The following is a 17,197-nucleotide window of genomic DNA, read 5'->3' on the forward strand; positions in this document are numbered from 1 at the left end:
GATCGATCGCGTGGCCAACGAAGAAACGCAAGAAACGTACAACTGCGACGCGCTCGTCGTCGGCTCCGGCTGCGCCGGGCTGTCGGCGGCGGTCACCGCCGGCCATCACGGCCTCAGGGTCCTCGTCGTCGAGAAGGAGCCGCGCTTCGGCGGCACCACCGCGCGCTCCGGCGGCTGGCTGTGGATTCCCGGCACCTCGCTGGCCAAGGCCTGGGGCATCGAGGAGAGCCCCGACCAGGCCAAAACCTATCTGCGCCACGAGGCCGGCAACAGCTTTGACGCCGCGCGCGTCGATGCGTTCCTGACCGAAGGGCCGAAGGCGGTCGACTTCTTCACGACCAAGACCGCGGTGCGCTTCGACATGCCGCTGACCTTCCCGGATTATCACGCGGAAGCGCCCGGCGGCGCGCAGGGCGGCCGCTCGATGGTGACGCGGCCGTTCGACGGCCACGAGCTCGGCGATGCCATCAAGGATCTCGGCAGCCCCCTGCCCGAGCTCACCGTGTTCGGCATGATGCTCGGCTCCGGCAAGGAGATCGTCCACTTCATGCGCGCGACGCGGTCGCTGACCTCGGCAGCCTATGTCGCCAAGCGGCTGTCGAAGCATGCGATCGACGTGATGCGCAACGGCCGCGGCATGACGCTGACCAACGGCAATGCACTGGCCGGCCGGCTGGCGAAATCCGCTTTCGACCTGAAGATCCCGCTCTGGCTCAATTCGCCGGTGCGCGAATTGATCGTCGAGAACGGCGTGGTGCGCGGCGCGATCATCGCGCGCGAAGGCCGCACCATCCGCGTCAACGCCAAGCGTGGCGTCGTGCTCGCCTGCGGCGGCTTCCCGCATGACGTCGCGCGGCGGCAGAAAATGTTTCCGCACGCGCCGACCGGCAAGGAACATTATTCGCCGGGCCCTGTCGGCAACACCGGCGACGGCTTGCGCCTTGCGGAATCGGCCGGCGGCCGTGTCGAGGACTCGCTGCCGAATGCCGCGGCCTGGGTGCCGGTCTCGGTCACCACCCGCAAGGACGGCTCGAAGGGCGTGATGCCGCATTTCATCGACCGCGCCAAGCCCGGCGTGATCGCGGTGATGCGCGACGGCAAGCGCTTTGCCAATGAGGGCAACTCCTACCACGACTTCGTGCAGGAGATGATCAAGGCGGCGAAGCCGGGCGAGGAGATCGCGGCCTATCTCGTCTGCGATCACGAGACGCTGCGCAAATACGGCCTCGGCTGCGTGCCGCCGCGCCCGATGCCGCTTGGCCACCATCTGAAGACCGGCTATCTCAAGCGCGGCGCGACGCTGTCCGAGCTTGCCGCGCAGTCCGGCATCGATGCGAAAGCGCTCGAGGCGACGGTCGCGGCGTTCAACACGACCGCGGCAGAGGGCCGCGACCCTGCCTTCGGCAAGGGCTCTCGCGCCTATAACCGCTACCAGGGCGATGCGCTGCACGGCCCCAATCCATGCATCGCGCCGATCCAGCACGGGCCGTTCTACGCCATCAAGATGGTGGTCGGCGATCTCGGTACCTATGCCGGCATCCGCACCGACGCCAATGCCCGCGCGCTCGACGCCGACGGCCAGCCGATTGCCGGACTCTATGCCGCCGGCAACGACATGGCGAGCATCATGGGCGGCAACTATCCCGGCGCCGGCATCACGCTCGGCCCTGCTCTCACCTTCGGCTATATCGCGGGCAAGCACATCGCCGGCGCGGCGGCAGAAAGCAACGCGGCATGAGCACGATGGCGACGCTGCTGGCGGGCAAGCGCGCATTGGTGACCGGCGCCGCGCACGGCAACGGACGCGCCATCGCGCTCGGCCTCGCGGCGCACGGCGCCGAAATCGTGGTCGCCGACATCGATCGCGCCGGCGCCGAGCAGACCGCAGCCGACATTCGCCAGCGCGGCCGCGCAGCGTGGCCGTTCGAACTCGACGTGACCGATGCCGAAGCCTGTCACGCTCTCGCGCAGAACGTAGCGCGCGAGGTCGGGCCGATCGCGATCCTGGTCAACAATGCCGGCATCATCATCCGTGAGGGCATCTCTTCGCCCCGTGCGCAGGAGAACTGGCGGCGGGTGCTCGACGTCAACCTGACCGGCACATTCAACGTCACCCACGCCTTCCTGCCGGCACTGCGCGAGACACGCGGCGCGATCATCAATCTCGGCTCGATCGCCTCCTTCCTCGGCGTTGCCGATACGCTGGGCTACGCGCCGTCCAAGGGGGGCGTAAAGCTCCTCACCCAGGCGCTGGCCCGCGAGCTTGCCGCGGACGGCATTCGCGTCAATGCGATCGCGCCCGGAGTGATTGAAACCGCGATGACCGAAGCAACCCGCAACGACCCTGCCCGGCTCGCCGGCTTTCTGGGCCGCACGCCGCTCGGCCGCGTCGGACAGCCGGAGGAGCTGGTCGGCCCGGTGGTGTTCCTGGCGTCGGAGCTGGCATCTTATGTGAACGGCGTGACCCTGCCGGTCGACGGAGGGTTTCTCGCCGTATAAGCACATTGTCGAAGAACTGACAGGGCGACATGACGAGAGAAAGCCGCGGCATCCAATCGATCGAGGTCGGCGGAGAATTGCTCCGCGCGCTCGCCCGCAGCGGCGAGCCGATGATGCTGCGCGATCTCGCCCGCGAGGCCGGCATGCCGCCGGCCAAGGCGCATCCCTATCTCGTCAGCTTTTCCCGCATCGGCCTGATCGAGCAGGACGAGACCACCGGTCGCTATGAGATCGGAGCGCTGGCGCTCGAGCTCGGGCTGATCAGCCTGCGCCGGCTGTCCGCCGTTCGGATCGCAACGCCGCGGATCGCAACACTCGCCGACAGCATCAATCATGCGGTGTCGCTGTCGGTGTGGGGCACCCACGGCGCGACCGTGGTGCGGCTCGAGGAGCCGAGCCACCCCGTGCATATCGCGATGCGCGTCGGATCGGTGGTGGCGCTGCTCGAAACCGCGACCGGCCGCGCCTTCGCCGCCTTCATGCCGCCGAACGCCGTCAAGACGGCGCTCGAGAGCGGCCTCGATCGCCTCGGCGTCGGCTACAATCCGAAACGCGAGACCATCACCGCGAAGACCACGGAGATGCTTGCCGAGGTGCAGAGCCGCGGTCTCGCGCGCGCGATCGGCGATCCCCTGCCCGGCGTCAACGCCTTCGCCGCGCCGGTGTTTGACCACGCCGGCCACGTCGCGCTGGTCATCACGGCGATGGGACCGGAGGGCACCTTCGACGCCGGCTGGGACAGCGCGATCGCAGCCGCACTACGTGATTGTGCGAACGACATTTCGCGGCAGCTCGGGCACGGCTCGGTGCGGGTGCCGGGATAATACTCCAGCGTTTCCGCCGTTATTCCCCGGTGCGAATGCGAAGCTGCGTCCCAGCACCCATCTGTCATCGCCCGGCTCGACCGGGCGATCCAGTACGCCGCGGCCTCTCGGCTCAAGCACAGGCGTCTCTGGAATACTGGATCACCCGCATGCGCGGGTGATGACACCGCACTGTTTGACATCTTGAATTGCGCCTCATCTTCATCGTCGTCCTGGCGAAAGCCAGGACCCACTACCCCAAATCCCAATTGTTGCGCGATGCTGGGGCCGCGATCCCCTTCACAATCAAGTGCGGTGGCTATGGTCCTAACTTTCACCAAGACGACGAATGGAGAGAGCCGCTGCAAGTCAGCACAGCAAAAAGCCCCGGACGACGCCGGGGCTCTTCACTTCATCGATCGCGGTCAGCGCAGATCAGTAGCGGTAGTGGTCCGACTTGAACGGGCCTTCCTGCTTGACGCCGATGTAGTCGGCCTGGTCCTTGCGCAGCTCGGTCAGCTTGGCGCCGACCTTGGCGAGGTGCAGGCGGGCAACCTTCTCGTCGAGCGTCTTCGGCAGCACGTAGACCTTCTTCTCGTACTTGCCGCTCTTGTTGTTGGCCCAGAGTTCGATCTGCGCCAGCGTCTGGTTGGTGAACGACGCCGACATCACGAACGACGGGTGGCCCATCGCGTTACCGAGGTTCACCAGGCGTCCTTCCGACAGCAGGATGATGCGGTGCTTGTCGGGGAATTCGATCTCGTCGACCTGCGGCTTGATGTTGGTCCACTTCAGGTTCTTCAAGGTCGCGACCTGGATCTCGTTGTCGAAGTGGCCGATGTTGCAGACGATGGCGCGATCCTTCATCGCGCGCATATGCTCGATGGTGATGATGTCCTTGTTGCCGGTCGCGGTCACGAAGATGTCGGCGCGCGGCGCGGCATCTTCCATGGTCACGACCTCATAACCTTCCATCATCGCCTGCAGCGCGCAGATCGGATCGATTTCGGAGACCATGACGCGGCAACCGGCCTGGCGCAGCGAGGCAGCCGAGCCCTTGCCGACGTCGCCGAAGCCCGCGACCATCGCGAGCTTGCCCGACATCATCACGTCGGTGCCGCGACGGATGCCGTCGACCAGCGATTCACGGCAGCCATAGAGGTTGTCGAATTTCGACTTGGTGACGCTGTCGTTGACGTTGATCGCGGGAAACAGCAGCGTGCCCTTGTTGGCCATCTCGTAGAGACGATGCACGCCCGTGGTGGTCTCTTCCGAGACGCCCTGGATGTTCTTGGCGATCTCCGCGAAGTAACCCTTCGGCTTCTCCTTCAGCAGGCGCTTGACCAGCGCGTAGAAGATCTCCTCTTCCTCGGAGGTCGGCTTGTCGAGGAAGGCGGTGTCGCCCTGCTCGGCGCGATAGCCGGCATGCACCAGCATGGTGGCGTCACCGCCGTCATCGAGGATCATGTTGGGCGTGCCGCCGCCATGCCAGTCGAACAGTTTTGCGGTGTAGTCCCAGTACTCGGTCAGGGTCTCGCCCTTGATCGCGAACACCGGAATGCCGGCGGCGGCGATCGCGGCCGCGGCGTGATCCTGGGTCGAATAGATGTTGCAAGAGACCCAGCGGATATCGGCGCCGAGCGCGGCCAGCGTCTCGATCAGCACGGCGGTCTGAATCGTCATGTGCAGCGAGCCCGCAATGCGCGCGCCCTTCAGCGGCTGGTTGGGGCCGTACTCCTCGCGGGTGGCCATCAGGCCGGGCATCTCGCTCTCGGCCAGCGAGATCTCCTTGCGGCCGAAATCGGCGAGCGCAATGTCCTTGACGATGTAGTCGGTGAAGCCGGGCTTCGTGGGGGCGTTCATTTGAGCGTCCTATTGTTGAACTGGTCATTCCGGGGCGCCGCGCAGCGGCGAACCCGGAATCTCGAATTGATGAAAGGGGATTCCGGGTTCGCTCGCTCGCACGAGCGCCCCGGAATGACGCAAGTGTCAGAGCGCGCGCTTCAGCGGCTCGACGAGATCGGTCTTCTCCCAGGAGAAGCCGCCCTCATTGTCGGGCGTGCGGCCGAAATGGCCGTAGGCCGAGGTGCGCGCGTAGATCGGACGGTTGAGGTCGAGATGGGTGCGGATGCCGCGCGGCGTCAGATCCATCGCCTTGGCTGCCGCCTTCTCGAGCTCATCCTCGGACACCTTACCGGTGCCGTGGGTGTCGATGTAGATCGACAGCGGACGCGCCACACCGATCGCGTAGGCGAGCTGCAACGTGCAGCGATCGGCGAGACCGGCTGCAACGATGTTCTTGGCGACATAGCGCGCGGCGTAGGCGGCCGAGCGGTCGACCTTGGTCGGATCCTTGCCGGAGAACGCGCCGCCGCCATGCGGAGCCGCGCCACCGTAGGTGTCGACGATGATCTTGCGGCCGGTCAGGCCGGAGTCGCCATCGGGGCCGCCGATGAAGAACTTGCCGGTCGGATTGATGTGCCAGATCGTCTTGCCGTTGATCCACTCCTTCGGCAGCGCCTCGCGGACATACGGCTCGACGATGTCGCGGATCTGGCTGGACGAGAGGTCCTCGACCAGATGCTGATGCGACACCACGATCTCGCGAACGCCGACCGGCTTGCCGTTCTCGTACTGCACCGTGACCTGGCTCTTGGAGTCCGGACCCAGCACCTTCTCCTTGCCGGAGTGGCGCGCTTCGGAGATCAGCCGCAGGATCTTGTGGGCGTAGAAGATCGGCGCCGGCATCAGGTCCGGCGTCTCGTTGGTGGCGTAACCGAACATGATGCCCTGGTCGCCGGCACCCTCTTCCTTGACCTCGCCCGGCTGCAGCGCGTCGACGCCCTGCGCGATATCGGCCGACTGCGGATGCAGCAGGATCTCGATGTCGCAGGTGTTCCAGTGGAAGCCGTCCTGCTCGTAGCCGATGTCCTTGATCGCAGAGCGAACCACGCCCTCGATCTGTTCGTTGGTGACCGAGGCCGGACCGCGCGTTTCGCCGGCGATCACCACCTTGTTGGTGGTCGCGAGCGTCTCGCACGCCGCGCGGATCTGCCACGGGTCGATGCCCGCCTTCGGCCCCTCGCGATAGAACAGATCGACGATCTCATCCGAGATGCGATCGCAGACCTTGTCCGGATGGCCTTCCGAGACCGACTCGCTGGTGAAGAGATAAGACGCGCGCATCAAGCAAACCCCTTGTTTCGTCGAAGTCCGACGTTGGTTGGTGAATATGTCCCCGGAATGTCAGTCTCGTCGCCGCGAGATGACGTAGGATTCGTCGTAAAACCACAGCCCGTTGTGTTTACGGAGAACCTCGCGTGTGGCCTCGAGAGCTCGTCCGTTTTCGGTCGTTTCAGTCAACCGCTCATCTTCGATCTGCGCGACATACACTGCTGCGTTCCAGGCGGCGAAGGCGGTCGAGGTTCCGATCGAGCCGGTCACCTCATTAGGCAGCGCTTCCATATCATATCGGAAGATCGAACGGTTATCGGCGTAGGCGTTGAAATTCAGCTCGCGGCCGGCCGAGCCCAGCTCGTATTTCACCGCGCGCAGTATCTCATGACGGCTGACGGCGAAAGGATTTTCTCCGGGCCAGACGGCTTGAATGATTTCAAGTCCGGGATCGCTTCCGTGGGAGTGGATTCCTATCAGCCGCCCGCCGCCGCGCAGCGCGCGGGCCAGCGGCGCGATGATCCGCTTGGCGCGGAAATTCACCGAGGATTTGGCGCGATAGGGCTGCGAGGCGATCACCAGGTCGAAATTGGCCTCGGTCCGGCCGGCGCGGGGAATGATGGAATCGAGCAGGAACCGGTGATCGTCGCGGTACAGCACCAGCGCTACCGGCCGCTCATAGATCGGCATCGCATTGCCGGGGCTGAGATTGGCCCGCCAGTTCTGCTCCAGGAAGGGTCCGAGTTCCGCGATCTGGGTCTCGAATTCCCCCGAGGACGCGCCCCGCAGGGCCACCTCGTGCCAGATCATGCTGGCGGCCGCCGCCGAGTTCTTGGGCGTCAGCCAGGGCGCCTCGGCGTAATACATGTTGGTGAACACGAAGACGCTCGCCGGATGCTCGAACAGGCGGTCGGGCACCTTGTCGAGGGTGAGGCGGACGTCCTCCAGGCTCAGTTCCTTGCCGGCGACATAGAACGGCATATGTGGGAAGCGGCCATGCATGGCACGCAGGACCCGCGCCAGCACCGTGCCGTCGCCCATCCCGGCATCGAATACCCGCAGCGCCGGCGGCCGCGGGTGGATCGCGGCCAGTTCCAGAGCGACCCGGTCGGCGATCACCCGCTTCTCGCTGCAGGTGTGCACGAAAAGCAGATAGCGCTGGCGGTTCTCGAAAAAGCGGAAATTGCCCCTCGGATCGCGCTTTTCCGGCGGCACCACGAGGCCGCGCGGCGGCGCGACGCCGCCCGGCGTCGAGGTCGCGATGAACGCATTGATGCGGTCGAGCGTATCGATGGTGATGCGCTTGCCCTCGCGCAGCCGGTGCACCAGCTTGCCGTCGTTGACGGCACGGCGGCCAAACGTCGTCTCCGCCATGTCGGAGTGACGGCAGAAATCCGTGATCTGACTGAGGATTTCGTCGTTCTTCATGGTGCCTGGAGTGGGCAGCGGCCAGTGGGACAAGAGTGGGCAGAGATAGTGTGCGGCGATGTCTTATCACCATTTTCCCACCAGTTGAACCCCCCTCCACGGCCAATCACCAAACAGTCATGGACAATCTCCCGGACCGCCTCGCCGCCGACCACCGTGATGCCCTTACCCCTGGATGACCAATGCGCCGCCTGCTCCTGATCCCCTGCCTGCTCACGGCCACCCTGTGGTCGGCACCCTGCTTCGCGCAGGCGCGCTCCCAGCTCGGCCCACTCTGCACGACCGACACCACGCCGGCCGACCAGATGATCGACGCCTGCACCAAGATCATCGCGTTGAAGGTGTTTTCCGGCGAGAAGCTTGCGACGATCTATTTCTGGCGCTCAGTCGGCTGGAACAAGAAGGGCAACTACGCGCAGGTGATCGCTGACGCCACCGAGGCGCTGCATCTGAAGCCCAGCACCCCCGTCTACAATCTGCGCGGCTCGGCCTATTACGACAAGGGCGAGTACGACATCGCGATCGCCGACTTCAACGACGCGCTGCGCATGGGGCCGCTGAGCGGCATCATCTTTCACAACCGCGGCAATGCCTATCGCGGCAAGGGGGACTACGCGAGGGCGATCGCCGACTACGACGCCGCGATCAAGGCCGGCCCGAAATCGGCGTTCTCCTATCAGAACCGCGGCGCCTCGAAGCAGGCGCTTGGCGATCTCGACGGCGCGCTCGCCGACATCAACGAGGCCGTCAGGATCGACCCGTCGCTGCCGCAGCCGCTGATCAGCCGCGCCGTGATCTGGCGCGCCAAAGGCGACATCGCGCGCGCGATTGCGGACACGACGGAAGCGATCCGGCTCGCGAAGGCGAAGGCGCCCGTCAACATCATGACGCCGCCCGGCAGCGTGCTGATCTCGGCTTACACCCAGCGCGGTCTCGCCTATGAGGCCAAGGGCGACGCTGCGCACGCCAAGGAAGATTACGCGTCAGTGCTCGAGGGCGTGGCATCCGACGCCGGCAGCAAGGCCAACCAGGCCACCGCCAAGGTGCGGCTCGCGCTGCTGAAGGAGACCGACGCGGCGCCGCGCAAGACCGCGGCGGCGCCTGCCGAGAGCAGCCCTGCGCCTGCACCGCCAGCGCCGGCGGCAGCAGCTCCTGCCGCACCAGCGGCACGCGTGCAGGCCGCAGCTACCGTCCGGCGCGTGGCGCTGGTGATCGGCAACGGCGCCTATGCGCATGTGAAGGCGCTGCCCAATCCGCCGAACGATGCCCGCGCCATCGCCAAGAGCCTGCGCGACATCGGCTTCACCGTCTCGGAGGGTCTCGATCTCGATCGCGACGCGATGCAGACGACGATCCATGACTTCCTGCGCGAGGCGGCGCGGTCACAGATCGCCGTGGTCTACTTCGCCGGTCACGGCGTGCAGGTCGACGGCCGCAACTACCTTGTGCCGGTCGATATCGCGTTCAAGGCGGGAGCCCGTATGACCGACGCGATGGTCGACATGGACACCATCATGGCCGGCCTCGACGATCAGATCCGTACCAACATTTTGATCCTCGATGCCTGCCGCAACAATCCGATGGCGCCGCAGGTGGCGTCCGCAGGGCCGAGCCGCGGTATCGAAGCCGGCTCAGGCCTTGCCGCGCCCGCGTCGCTCGGATCGGGCTCGACGCTCGGCGCGGGCACGTTGATCGCGTTCGCGACCGCACCGGGCCAGGTCGCGCTCGACGGCGAAGGCGCCAACAGCCCGTTCTCGGCGGCGTTGTCACGCCATGTCGGCACGCCCGGCCTCGAAGTGCAGCAGATGCTGACGCGGGTCCGCGCCGAAGTCGTCGCCGCGACCAAGGGCAAGCAGGTGCCGTGGTCGAACTCCTCGCTGCTCGGGGAGGTCTATCTGGCGGAGCAGTGATGCAGAACTCCTTCCCCGTCATTGCGAGCGAAGCGAAGCAATCCATGCCTCCAGAAATAGGAACGATGGATTGCTTCGTCGCTATCGCTCCTCGCAATGACGCGGGGATAGAGCGAAACCTATTTCCCCCACACCTCGTTCGCGACCTCGACCGCAAGCCGCAGCTTGGCCCACTGCTCTTCCTCGGAGAGGATGTTGCCCTCCTCGGTCGAGGCGAAGCCGCATTGCGGGGACACTGCAAGCTGCTCGATCGGGGCGAACTTCGATGCCTCCTCCAGTCGCCGCTTGATGTCGTCCTTCTTCTCAAGCTCACCGAACTTCGAGGTGATGACGCCGACAACCACGACCTTGTTGCCCTTCGGCAGGAAGCGCAGCGGCTCGAAGCCGCCAGCACGATCGGAATCATATTCGAGGAAATAGCCGTCGTAATTGGTGCCGGCCAGCATGGTCTCGGCGACCGGCTCGTAGCCACCGGAAGAAATCCAGGTCGAACGGAAATTGCCGCGGCAGACATGCGTCGTGATCACCATGTCAGACGGACGATCGGCGATCGCGTAGTTGATGACGCGCGCATAGATCTCCTGCAGGCCATCGGGATTGTCGCCGCGGTCGCGCGACTTCTGCAATTCCTCCTGCGAGCACAGATAGGCCCACACCGTGTCGTCGAATTGCAGATAACGGCACCCGGCGTCGTAGAACGCCTTCACCGCCTTGCGATAGGTCTTGCCGAGGTCCTGATAGAACTCCTCAAGGTCCGGATAGACCTCCTTCGAGATCAGCTTGCGGCCGCCGCGGAAGTGCAGCACCGCCGGCGACGGGATCGTCATCTTCGGGGTGACATGCGCCTGGTCGGCGTACTTCTTCAGGAACCTGAAGTGATCGAGCATTGGGTGGTGATCGGAAAAGTCCAACTTGCCGATCACGCGGATGGCGTCGTGCCGGGTCTGCACGCCCGCGAACTGGATGCCCATGTCGGGGTGGAACAGCTCGCAGCCGGTCAGATGACTGAGGAAATCGAAGTGCCACCAGGAGCGGCGGAACTCGCCGTCGGTCGCAAGCTTGAGGCCGACCGAGGCCTGCTTGTGCACGACCTTTTCGATCTCCATGTCCTCGATCTTGCGCAGCTCGTCGGCCGAGATCTCGCCCTTCTCCAGCCTGGCGCGCGCTTCCTTGATCTTCGGCGGACGCAACAGGCTGCCGACCTCGTCGGCGCGGAACGGTGGCTTGGTTCGCTGCATGGTGAACTCCCTGAGGGCGTCAGTGTTTTTTGGTCCCGGCGACGCCGAGATGGCGCTCGAGGACGGCGGGATCGGCCTTCAGCGCGCTGCTTGCTGCATCGTGCACGATCGTCCCGCGTTCCAATATCACAACGCGGTCGGCGAGCCCGAGAATCTTTTGTGCATTCTGCTCGACGATGATCGAGCAGATGCCACCCGAGCGCGTGATAGTCCCGATCGCCTTTAACAATTCCTCAACGATGATCGGCGCGAGGCCCTCGGTCGGCTCGTCGAGCAGCAGCACCCTCGGGTTCAACGTCAGCGCGCGGCCGATCGCCAGCATCTGCTGCTCGCCGCCCGACAGCTGGTTGCCGAAATTGCCGCGCCGCTCCTTCAGCCGCGGAAACATCTCATACACCCGCTCGACCGTCCACGGCCCGGGCTGCGCCACCGCGGTCATGTTCTCTTCCACCGTCAGCGAGCGGAAGATGTTGCGCTCCTGCGGTACCCAGCCGATCCCGGCGCGGGCGCGCTGGTCGGGCCGCAGCGCCGTGATGTCTTGGCCCGCAAGTACGACGCTGCCACTGAGGCGCCTGACGATGCCGACGATCGAATTGATCAGCGTGGTCTTGCCGGTGCCGTTGCGGCCGAGCAGCGCGAGCACCTGTCCCTCGGCAAGCGCCAGCGACATGTCAGGCAGCACCACCGCCTCGCCGTACCCGGCGCGCAAGCCCTTGATGGAGAGCAGGTCAGGCATCGGCGGCCTCGCCGAGATAGACCGCCCTCACCTGCGGATCGCGCGCGACCTCGTCGGGCGCACCCTCGGTGAGCAGGCCGCCATTGACCAGCACCGAAATGCGGTCGGCGAAGGAGAACACCAGATCCATATCGTGCTCGATCAGCAGCACCGTGACGTCGCGCGGCAGCGCCGCGACCGCCGCCAGGATATCGTGGCGCTCGCTCTCGGGCACGCCGGCCGCGGGCTCGTCGAGCAGCAGCACCCGCGGCCTGGCGGCGATCGCGACCGCGATCTCGAGCAGGCGCTGCTTGCCGTAGGGCAATGTCGAGGTGAGCTCGGTCATCACATCGAGCAGATGGAAGCGCGACAGGATCTCGGCGATCTCGGTGTTGACGTCGCTACGCGTTCCCATCCGCCGCCACCAGTCGCCGCCGCGGCCCATCCGTTCGGAGACCGCAAGCCCGATGGTTTCGAGCGGGGTCAGGTCGGCATAAAGCTGGTTGATCTGGAAGGTGCGCGACAGCCCGCGCAGCACCCGCCTGTGCACGGAGAGGCCGGTGATGTCGCTGCCTTCGAGGAGGATGCGTCCGCTGTTCGGCATCAGCACGCCGGTGAGCTGATTGATGACGGTGGTCTTGCCGGCGCCATTCGGTCCGATTAGCGCGTGGCGGGCGCCCTGCATCACCTTCAGCGAGAGGTCGCGGGTGACGCGAAGGCCGCCGAAGGCTTTCTCGAGGCCGCGGGTTTCGAGCGCGATCGTCATGGCGCGTCGCCCTCGGGCATGGCTACGGCGGCCTTGCGGCCGGCGAACTGGCGGATGATCAGGTTCGGCACGAACAGCACCCAGCGGTGGATGCGCGCGCGGCCGACCATCACGATCACGACCAGCACGAGACCGATCCAGAACAGCCAGTATTGCGGGGTGATGCTCTGAAACAGCTCCTGCAGCATCTTGAACACGACGGCGCCAATCAGGCCGCCATAGAGATAGCCGGTGCCGCCGATCACGAGCACCAGCATCAAATCGGCGGAGCGCTCGAAGGAAAACACGTCGAGCGAGGCCAACGCCGTGGTCTGGGTGAACAGCGCGCCGGCGATCCCGGCATAGAAGGCGGCGAGCGCATAGACCGCGATCAGACGACGGTTGACCGGTATGCCGATCGCGGCCGCGCGCAGCGGATTGTTCCTGATCGCGCGCAGCGACAGGCCGAACGGCGAATGCACCACGCGACGGGCAAACAGGAACAGGATGAACAGCACGATGAGCGAGTAGAACAACCCGGTCTTGCCGAACATATCGAAGGCAAACAGCCCGAGGATCGGCTGCATCTCGATGCCCTGCAGGCCGTCAGTGCCGCCGGTGACATCCGAGAAGCGTTCGGCGAGCGCTTCCAGCAGCAGCGCGATGCCGAGCGTCACCATCAGCCGGGTCAGGTCGACGCCGCGGATGACGAGGAAGCTGGTCAGAAAGCCGAGCACCGCCGCAACGAGACCGGCGGCGACCAGCGCAATGACCGGCTCGTTGATGATGCCGTGCAGCGCCAGCAAGCCGGCCGAATACGCACCGACGCCGAAGAACGCCGCATGGCCGAGCGAGACGATGCCAGCATAACCGAGGATCAGGTCGAGCGAGAGCGCGAACAGGCCGAGCCGCACGATGTCGGTCATGATCAGATAGCGCGACGGGAACAGGAACGCACAGGCGAGCGCCAGCACCCAGAAGGCGACCTCGCTGATCCGCCAGCGCGCGCTGGCCATCGCGTGAGTGGAGACGTCGGACAGCGCGGTCATATCAGTCTCACCGCGCCGCGGTGCGGCCGAACAGACCGTTCGGGCGCCAGAGCAGGATCACGATCATGACAGTGTAGATCACGAAGGGCCCGACCTTGGGCACGTAATACTTGCCGGCGACGTCGGCGATGCCGAGCAGCAGCGAGGCCAGGAACGGCCCGGTGATCGAGGAGGAGCCGCCGACCGTCACGACGATCAGGAAGTAGATCATGAACTTCAGCGGGAAGTACGGATCGAGCCCGAGGATCTCCGCGCTCAGCGCGCCGCCGAGCCCGGCGAGGCCGCAGCCGAAGGCGAAGGTGAACGCGAACACCTGCGGCACGTTGATGCCGAGCCCGATCGCGGCGCGCGGATCGTCGACCGCGGCGCGCAGGCGGCTGCCGAACCGCGTCTTGGCGAGGATGAGCTGCAGCGCCAGCGTCAGCAGGCCGCAGATCACGACGATCATCAGCCGGTAGCGTCCGATGCCGACGCCGAACAGATCGATCTGCCCTTCCAGCACCGCCGGCAATTTGATGAAGACCCGCGACGATCCCATGATGTAGTCGACCGCCGCGACCGACATGAACACCAAGCCGATCGAGAACAGTACCTGGTCGAGATGGCTGCGGGCATATAGATGGCGGTACAGCGTGCGCTCCAGCGCGACGCCGATCGCGGCACTCCCGACAAAGGCAAGCGGCAACGCTGCGAAGAACGGCCAGCCGGAATTATTGACCAGCACGGCGCAGATGTAGCCGCCGGCCATCGCGAAGGCGCCATGCGCGAGGTTGACGAAGTTCATCAGTCCGAGCGTCACCGCAAGCCCGCAGGCCAGCACGAACAGCAGCATGCCGTAGGCGACGCCGTCGAACAAATTGGTGAGAATTGAGGCCATGAAGTCAGCTTAAGCGAGAGGGCGCAAACGACACCACGTCAACAGGATCGTCATGGCCGGACTCGTCCCGGCCATGATGTGCAGCGAGCGGAGCTTTCGCGCGTCACTTCTTGGTCTTGCCGGAATCCTTGACGGCCTCGAAGGTCGCGAACTCGACGTTGTAGAGCTCGCCGTCGACCTTCTCGACCTTGCGGATGTAGATATTCTGGACGATGTCGCGGGTTTCCGGATCGATCGAGATCGGGCCGCGCGGGCTCTCCCACTTCATGCCCTTCATCGCCTCGATCAGCTTGTCGCCATCGGTCGCACCATTGGTCTTCTTCAGCGCCTCGTAGATCAGATGGATGCCGTCATAGCCGCTCACCGCCATGAAGCCCGGACGGTTGCCGTATGCCTTCTTGTAGGCGGCGACGAAGTCCTTGTTCATCGCGGACGGATGCGCCGCCGAATAGAGATGCGCGGTCACCGCGCCAAGCGCGGCATCGCCCATGTTGTTGAGCAGGTCGTCGTCCATGACGTCGCCGGGGCCGATCACCTTGATGCCGCTCTTGTCGAGCCCGCGCTCGGCATACTGCTTCATGAAGTTGCCGCCCTGCCCGGCCGGCACGAACACGAACATCGCGTCGGGCTTGGCATCCTTCATACGCTGCAGGAACGGCGCGAAGTCAGGATTGGCGAGCGGGACCTTGATCTCTTCCACGATCTCGCCGCCGCCGGCGGTGAAGTGCTGCTTGAAGAAGGTCAGTGCATCATTGCCGGGCGCGTAGTCGGAGGTCAGCGTCGCGACCTTCTTGATGCCGTTCTTGACCGCCCAGTCGCCGATGATGGTGGAGGACTGCGCCAGCGTGAAGCTGGTGCGCACGATATAGGGCGAGCGCTCGGTGATGATCGAGGTGCCGGCGGCCATCACGACTTCCGGGATCTTGGCCTGCGTCGCCAGCGGTGCCGCGGCCAGCGCCGCCGGCGTCACGCCGAAGCCGGCGATGAAATTGACCTTGTCGTTGACGATCAGTTCCTGCGCGAGCCGCTTGGTGTTGTCGGGCACCGCGGCGTCATCCTTCAGGATGATTTCGATCTTCTTGCCGGCGACGGTGTCGCCCTTCTGCTGCATGTAGAGCTTGATCGCGTTATCGATCTGCTTGCCGGTCGAGGCCTGGCCGCCGGTCATCGGCAGGATCAGGCCAATCTTGACGGCGTCGTCCGCCCACGCCGGCATGCTGGCGCACAAACCCGGAAGCACGGCCGAAGCGGCGCCCCACAGCAACATTTTGCGACGATTGAACATCGGCATCCCTCCCCCTTCCATTGTTCTGCGTCGAGCCGAGTGCCCGGCCCTTGCCTTACCTTAGCCCAACCAAGTCACGGCCGAGCCGTAACGCGACAAGGCGTTTCCCCGCGTCCTCTGTCAATCGGACGATGGGCGTGGGTCGCGCGCGCCGCGATTTGGCCCAGTCGCAGAAACAAGTATCAGGATACCAGAATCCGTTCCCAAAACTCAACGCCGCCACGAGTACCGGTCTCGCTCGCTCAGGCGGCCGCCAGCTCATTTCATTTGTACGATCGTACAAATCAAGCAGCAATGTCAACAAACAAGCACAATTGCAGCCGAACGGTCGCGCCTGAGATCATCATCCATAAAGACCAGGGCTGTATGCTGCCGCCAATGCCGATCTTCACACGCCACGTCCCTGTCCTGACTGCCCTCGCGCTCGCGGCCTGCGCGCTCGGGGGATGCAGCACCGTGAATCAAAAGGTCTCGGCCGGCATGGCCGACTACATTCCGGCCTGGGCCGGCGGCCTGCCTGCCGACGCGCCGCCGCGGGCGGGCACCCCGGAATACGACAAGTTCATGCAGGAGCGGGAACGCAAGCGCCTGATGCCGGCGGCGGAGCGCGGCGATGGCTCCAAGCCGGCCGCGGCGGCGCCCGCGCAGAACCCGACCCAATGACTGCCTAGCCCGGCGAATCCTCGCTAAGGATTTCGCCGCGGTAACCGAACTCCACCATATGCACGGTGACGTAGTTCGCGCCGATGAACGCCACGCCGTAGGACTCCGGCAGATCGGCGACGGTCAGGACCTCCGCGAACACGGGGTCGCCGGCGTGGTTCGTTCCGCGCAGCGAGGTCGTGGGGACACCGGCAACCGAACCACTCAGCACCATGTGGCAGTGACCGAAGAAGATATGCCTGATCTTGCTCCGGTGCTTCGCGACGATCGACCGGAACGCGGCATCGTCGAGCAGGCCGATCCGGTCGACCGGGGCGATATGCGTCGGGAATGGATTGTGATGCATGAACAGGAAGAACGGACCGTCATGCTGCGATAGCTCCCGCTCCAGCCAGGCCTGCCGCCTCTCGCAGAAACTGCCGGCGGCGGTCTGCGGCTCGTAGGTGTCAAGGAGCAGGCAGCGGCCGAACGAGGCGTCGTGCGCACCTTGAGCGAACCCGTCGGCGTCGGCGCATTCGGGAAACACGCCGAGAAACGTCTCGCGATGGTCGTGGTTGCCGATACAAAGCCGCACAGGGATCGGAAACCGGCTCAGGCGCTCGCGCAGCAATTGATAGTCGGCGAGGTCACCGAGATCGGAAAGATCACCCGAGATCACCATGAGCTCGGCATCGCGATGATCGGCAAGCACATGGTCGAGCGCACGCTCGAGGTTCAGCAGAGGATCACGGCCGAAGATCGTCCGCCCCGGCGCCGTCAGATGAATGTCGCTCATGTGGATGAGTTTCATGCAGCACCTCGATGCAGGGCG

15 protein-coding genes are annotated in these 17,197 nt (G+C 65.1%); 5 read left to right on the forward strand and 10 right to left on the reverse strand.

Annotated elements, in window-relative coordinates:
* Positions 1–10 precede the first annotated feature (10 nt).
* From ACE103_RS27985 to ACE103_RS27995, 3 genes are read left to right on the forward strand one after another with little or no spacing between them, the layout of a single operon-like run.
* On the forward strand, positions 11–1,738 hold the full coding sequence (locus ACE103_RS27985; RefSeq protein ID WP_375775678.1) for an FAD-dependent oxidoreductase: 1,728 nt from the start codon (positions 11–13) through the stop codon (positions 1,736–1,738).
* Positions 1,735–2,499, forward strand: a complete 765-nt coding sequence (locus ACE103_RS27990) for an SDR family NAD(P)-dependent oxidoreductase (RefSeq protein ID WP_375775679.1) — start codon at positions 1,735–1,737, stop codon at positions 2,497–2,499. The genes ACE103_RS27985 and ACE103_RS27990 overlap by 4 nt, the downstream gene beginning before the upstream one ends.
* 29 nt (positions 2,500–2,528) lie before the next feature.
* A complete protein-coding gene (locus ACE103_RS27995; RefSeq protein ID WP_375775680.1) occupies positions 2,529–3,323 on the forward strand; it encodes an IclR family transcriptional regulator in 795 nt (264 codons plus the stop codon).
* Positions 3,324–3,737: 414 nt separating this feature from the next.
* Here ACE103_RS27995 and ahcY read toward each other — a convergent pair whose 3' ends face one another.
* The 3 genes from ahcY to ACE103_RS28010 form a co-directional block, all read right to left on the reverse strand.
* Positions 3,738–5,165 carry an adenosylhomocysteinase gene (ahcY, locus tag ACE103_RS28000; protein WP_375775681.1) on the reverse strand — a complete coding sequence of 476 codons (1,428 nt, stop codon included), beginning with the start codon at positions 5,163–5,165 and terminating at the stop codon, positions 3,738–3,740.
* Between the two features lie 126 nt (positions 5,166–5,291).
* The gene (gene metK, locus ACE103_RS28005) at positions 5,292–6,488 is read right to left on the reverse strand and encodes a methionine adenosyltransferase (protein WP_223969238.1); all 1,197 of its coding nucleotides are present in this window, start codon (positions 6,486–6,488) and stop codon (positions 5,292–5,294) included.
* Positions 6,489–6,548: 60 nt separating this feature from the next.
* Entirely contained in the window at positions 6,549–7,904 is a 1,356-nt protein-coding gene (locus ACE103_RS28010) for a hypothetical protein (RefSeq protein WP_092115496.1), read from the reverse strand.
* Between the two features lie 182 nt (positions 7,905–8,086).
* Between ACE103_RS28010 and ACE103_RS28015 the strand changes: the two genes are divergently transcribed.
* Positions 8,087–9,814 carry a caspase family protein gene (locus tag ACE103_RS28015; protein WP_375775682.1) on the forward strand — a complete coding sequence of 576 codons (1,728 nt, stop codon included), beginning with the start codon at positions 8,087–8,089 and terminating at the stop codon, positions 9,812–9,814.
* Between the two features lie 119 nt (positions 9,815–9,933).
* Here the strand turns inward: ACE103_RS28015 and ACE103_RS28020 are convergent, their stop codons facing one another.
* The 6 genes from ACE103_RS28020 to ACE103_RS28045 all read right to left on the reverse strand — a co-directional run bounded on the left by ACE103_RS28020 (position 9,934) and on the right by ACE103_RS28045 (position 15,723).
* On the reverse strand, positions 9,934–11,052 hold the full coding sequence (locus ACE103_RS28020; protein ID WP_342727975.1) for a cobalamin-independent methionine synthase II family protein: 1,119 nt from the start codon (positions 11,050–11,052) through the stop codon (positions 9,934–9,936).
* A 19-nt stretch (positions 11,053–11,071) separates the two neighbouring features.
* Positions 11,072–11,788 carry an ABC transporter ATP-binding protein gene (locus ACE103_RS28025; RefSeq protein ID WP_375775683.1) on the reverse strand — a complete coding sequence of 239 codons (717 nt, stop codon included), beginning with the start codon at positions 11,786–11,788 and terminating at the stop codon, positions 11,072–11,074.
* Complete coding sequence (locus ACE103_RS28030; RefSeq protein ID WP_375775684.1) at positions 11,781–12,533, reverse strand: ABC transporter ATP-binding protein; 753 nt, start codon at positions 12,531–12,533, stop codon at positions 11,781–11,783. The genes ACE103_RS28025 and ACE103_RS28030 overlap by 8 nt, the downstream gene beginning before the upstream one ends.
* Positions 12,530–13,561, reverse strand: coding sequence for a branched-chain amino acid ABC transporter permease (locus ACE103_RS28035; protein ID WP_375775685.1), 1,032 nt, complete (start codon positions 13,559–13,561; stop codon positions 12,530–12,532). The genes ACE103_RS28030 and ACE103_RS28035 overlap by 4 nt, the downstream gene beginning before the upstream one ends.
* A gap of 7 nt (positions 13,562–13,568) precedes the next feature.
* A complete protein-coding gene (locus ACE103_RS28040; RefSeq protein ID WP_375775686.1) occupies positions 13,569–14,438 on the reverse strand; it encodes a branched-chain amino acid ABC transporter permease in 870 nt (289 codons plus the stop codon).
* A 103-nt stretch (positions 14,439–14,541) separates the two neighbouring features.
* A complete protein-coding gene (locus ACE103_RS28045; protein ID WP_375775687.1) occupies positions 14,542–15,723 on the reverse strand; it encodes an ABC transporter substrate-binding protein in 1,182 nt (393 codons plus the stop codon).
* Between the two features lie 378 nt (positions 15,724–16,101).
* Between ACE103_RS28045 and ACE103_RS28050 the strand changes: the two genes are divergently transcribed.
* Positions 16,102–16,386: a hypothetical protein gene (locus tag ACE103_RS28050; RefSeq protein ID WP_375775688.1), complete on the forward strand. Its 285-nt coding sequence runs from the start codon at positions 16,102–16,104 to the stop codon at positions 16,384–16,386.
* 4 nt (positions 16,387–16,390) lie between these two features.
* Here the strand turns inward: ACE103_RS28050 and ACE103_RS28055 are convergent, their stop codons facing one another.
* On the reverse strand, positions 16,391–17,176 hold the full coding sequence (locus ACE103_RS28055; RefSeq protein WP_375775689.1) for a metallophosphoesterase: 786 nt from the start codon (positions 17,174–17,176) through the stop codon (positions 16,391–16,393).
* Positions 17,177–17,197 lie beyond the last annotated feature (21 nt).

This window comes from Bradyrhizobium sp. ma5 (genome assembly GCF_042258955.1).
Lineage (GTDB): Bacteria > Pseudomonadota > Alphaproteobacteria > Rhizobiales > Xanthobacteraceae > Bradyrhizobium.

What these genes read in the sequence shown, in the direction of transcription:
- ACE103_RS27990 (WP_375775679.1), top strand. Translation starts at nt 1,735, where the DNA reads ATGAGCACGATGGCGACGCTGCTGGCGGGCAAGCGCGCATTGGTGACC.
- ACE103_RS27995 (WP_375775680.1), top strand. Translation starts at nt 2,529, where the DNA reads ATGACGAGAGAAAGCCGCGGCATCCAATCGATCGAGGTCGGCGGAGAA.
- ahcY (WP_375775681.1), bottom strand. Translation starts at nt 5,165, where the DNA reads ATGAACGCCCCCACGAAGCCCGGCTTCACCGACTACATCGTCAAGGAC.
- metK (WP_223969238.1), bottom strand. Translation starts at nt 6,488, where the DNA reads ATGCGCGCGTCTTATCTCTTCACCAGCGAGTCGGTCTCGGAAGGCCAT.
- ACE103_RS28010 (WP_092115496.1), bottom strand. Translation starts at nt 7,904, where the DNA reads ATGAAGAACGACGAAATCCTCAGTCAGATCACGGATTTCTGCCGTCAC.
- ACE103_RS28015 (WP_375775682.1), top strand. Translation starts at nt 8,087, where the DNA reads ATGCGCCGCCTGCTCCTGATCCCCTGCCTGCTCACGGCCACCCTGTGG.
- ACE103_RS28020 (WP_342727975.1), bottom strand. Translation starts at nt 11,052, where the DNA reads ATGCAGCGAACCAAGCCACCGTTCCGCGCCGACGAGGTCGGCAGCCTG.
- ACE103_RS28025 (WP_375775683.1), bottom strand. Translation starts at nt 11,788, where the DNA reads ATGCCTGACCTGCTCTCCATCAAGGGCTTGCGCGCCGGGTACGGCGAG.
- ACE103_RS28030 (WP_375775684.1), bottom strand. Translation starts at nt 12,533, where the DNA reads ATGACGATCGCGCTCGAAACCCGCGGCCTCGAGAAAGCCTTCGGCGGC.
- ACE103_RS28035 (WP_375775685.1), bottom strand. Translation starts at nt 13,561, where the DNA reads ATGACCGCGCTGTCCGACGTCTCCACTCACGCGATGGCCAGCGCGCGC.
- ACE103_RS28040 (WP_375775686.1), bottom strand. Translation starts at nt 14,438, where the DNA reads ATGGCCTCAATTCTCACCAATTTGTTCGACGGCGTCGCCTACGGCATG.
- ACE103_RS28045 (WP_375775687.1), bottom strand. Translation starts at nt 15,723, where the DNA reads ATGTTCAATCGTCGCAAAATGTTGCTGTGGGGCGCCGCTTCGGCCGTG.
- ACE103_RS28050 (WP_375775688.1), top strand. Translation starts at nt 16,102, where the DNA reads ATGCCGATCTTCACACGCCACGTCCCTGTCCTGACTGCCCTCGCGCTC.
- ACE103_RS28055 (WP_375775689.1), bottom strand. Translation starts at nt 17,176, where the DNA reads ATGAAACTCATCCACATGAGCGACATTCATCTGACGGCGCCGGGGCGG.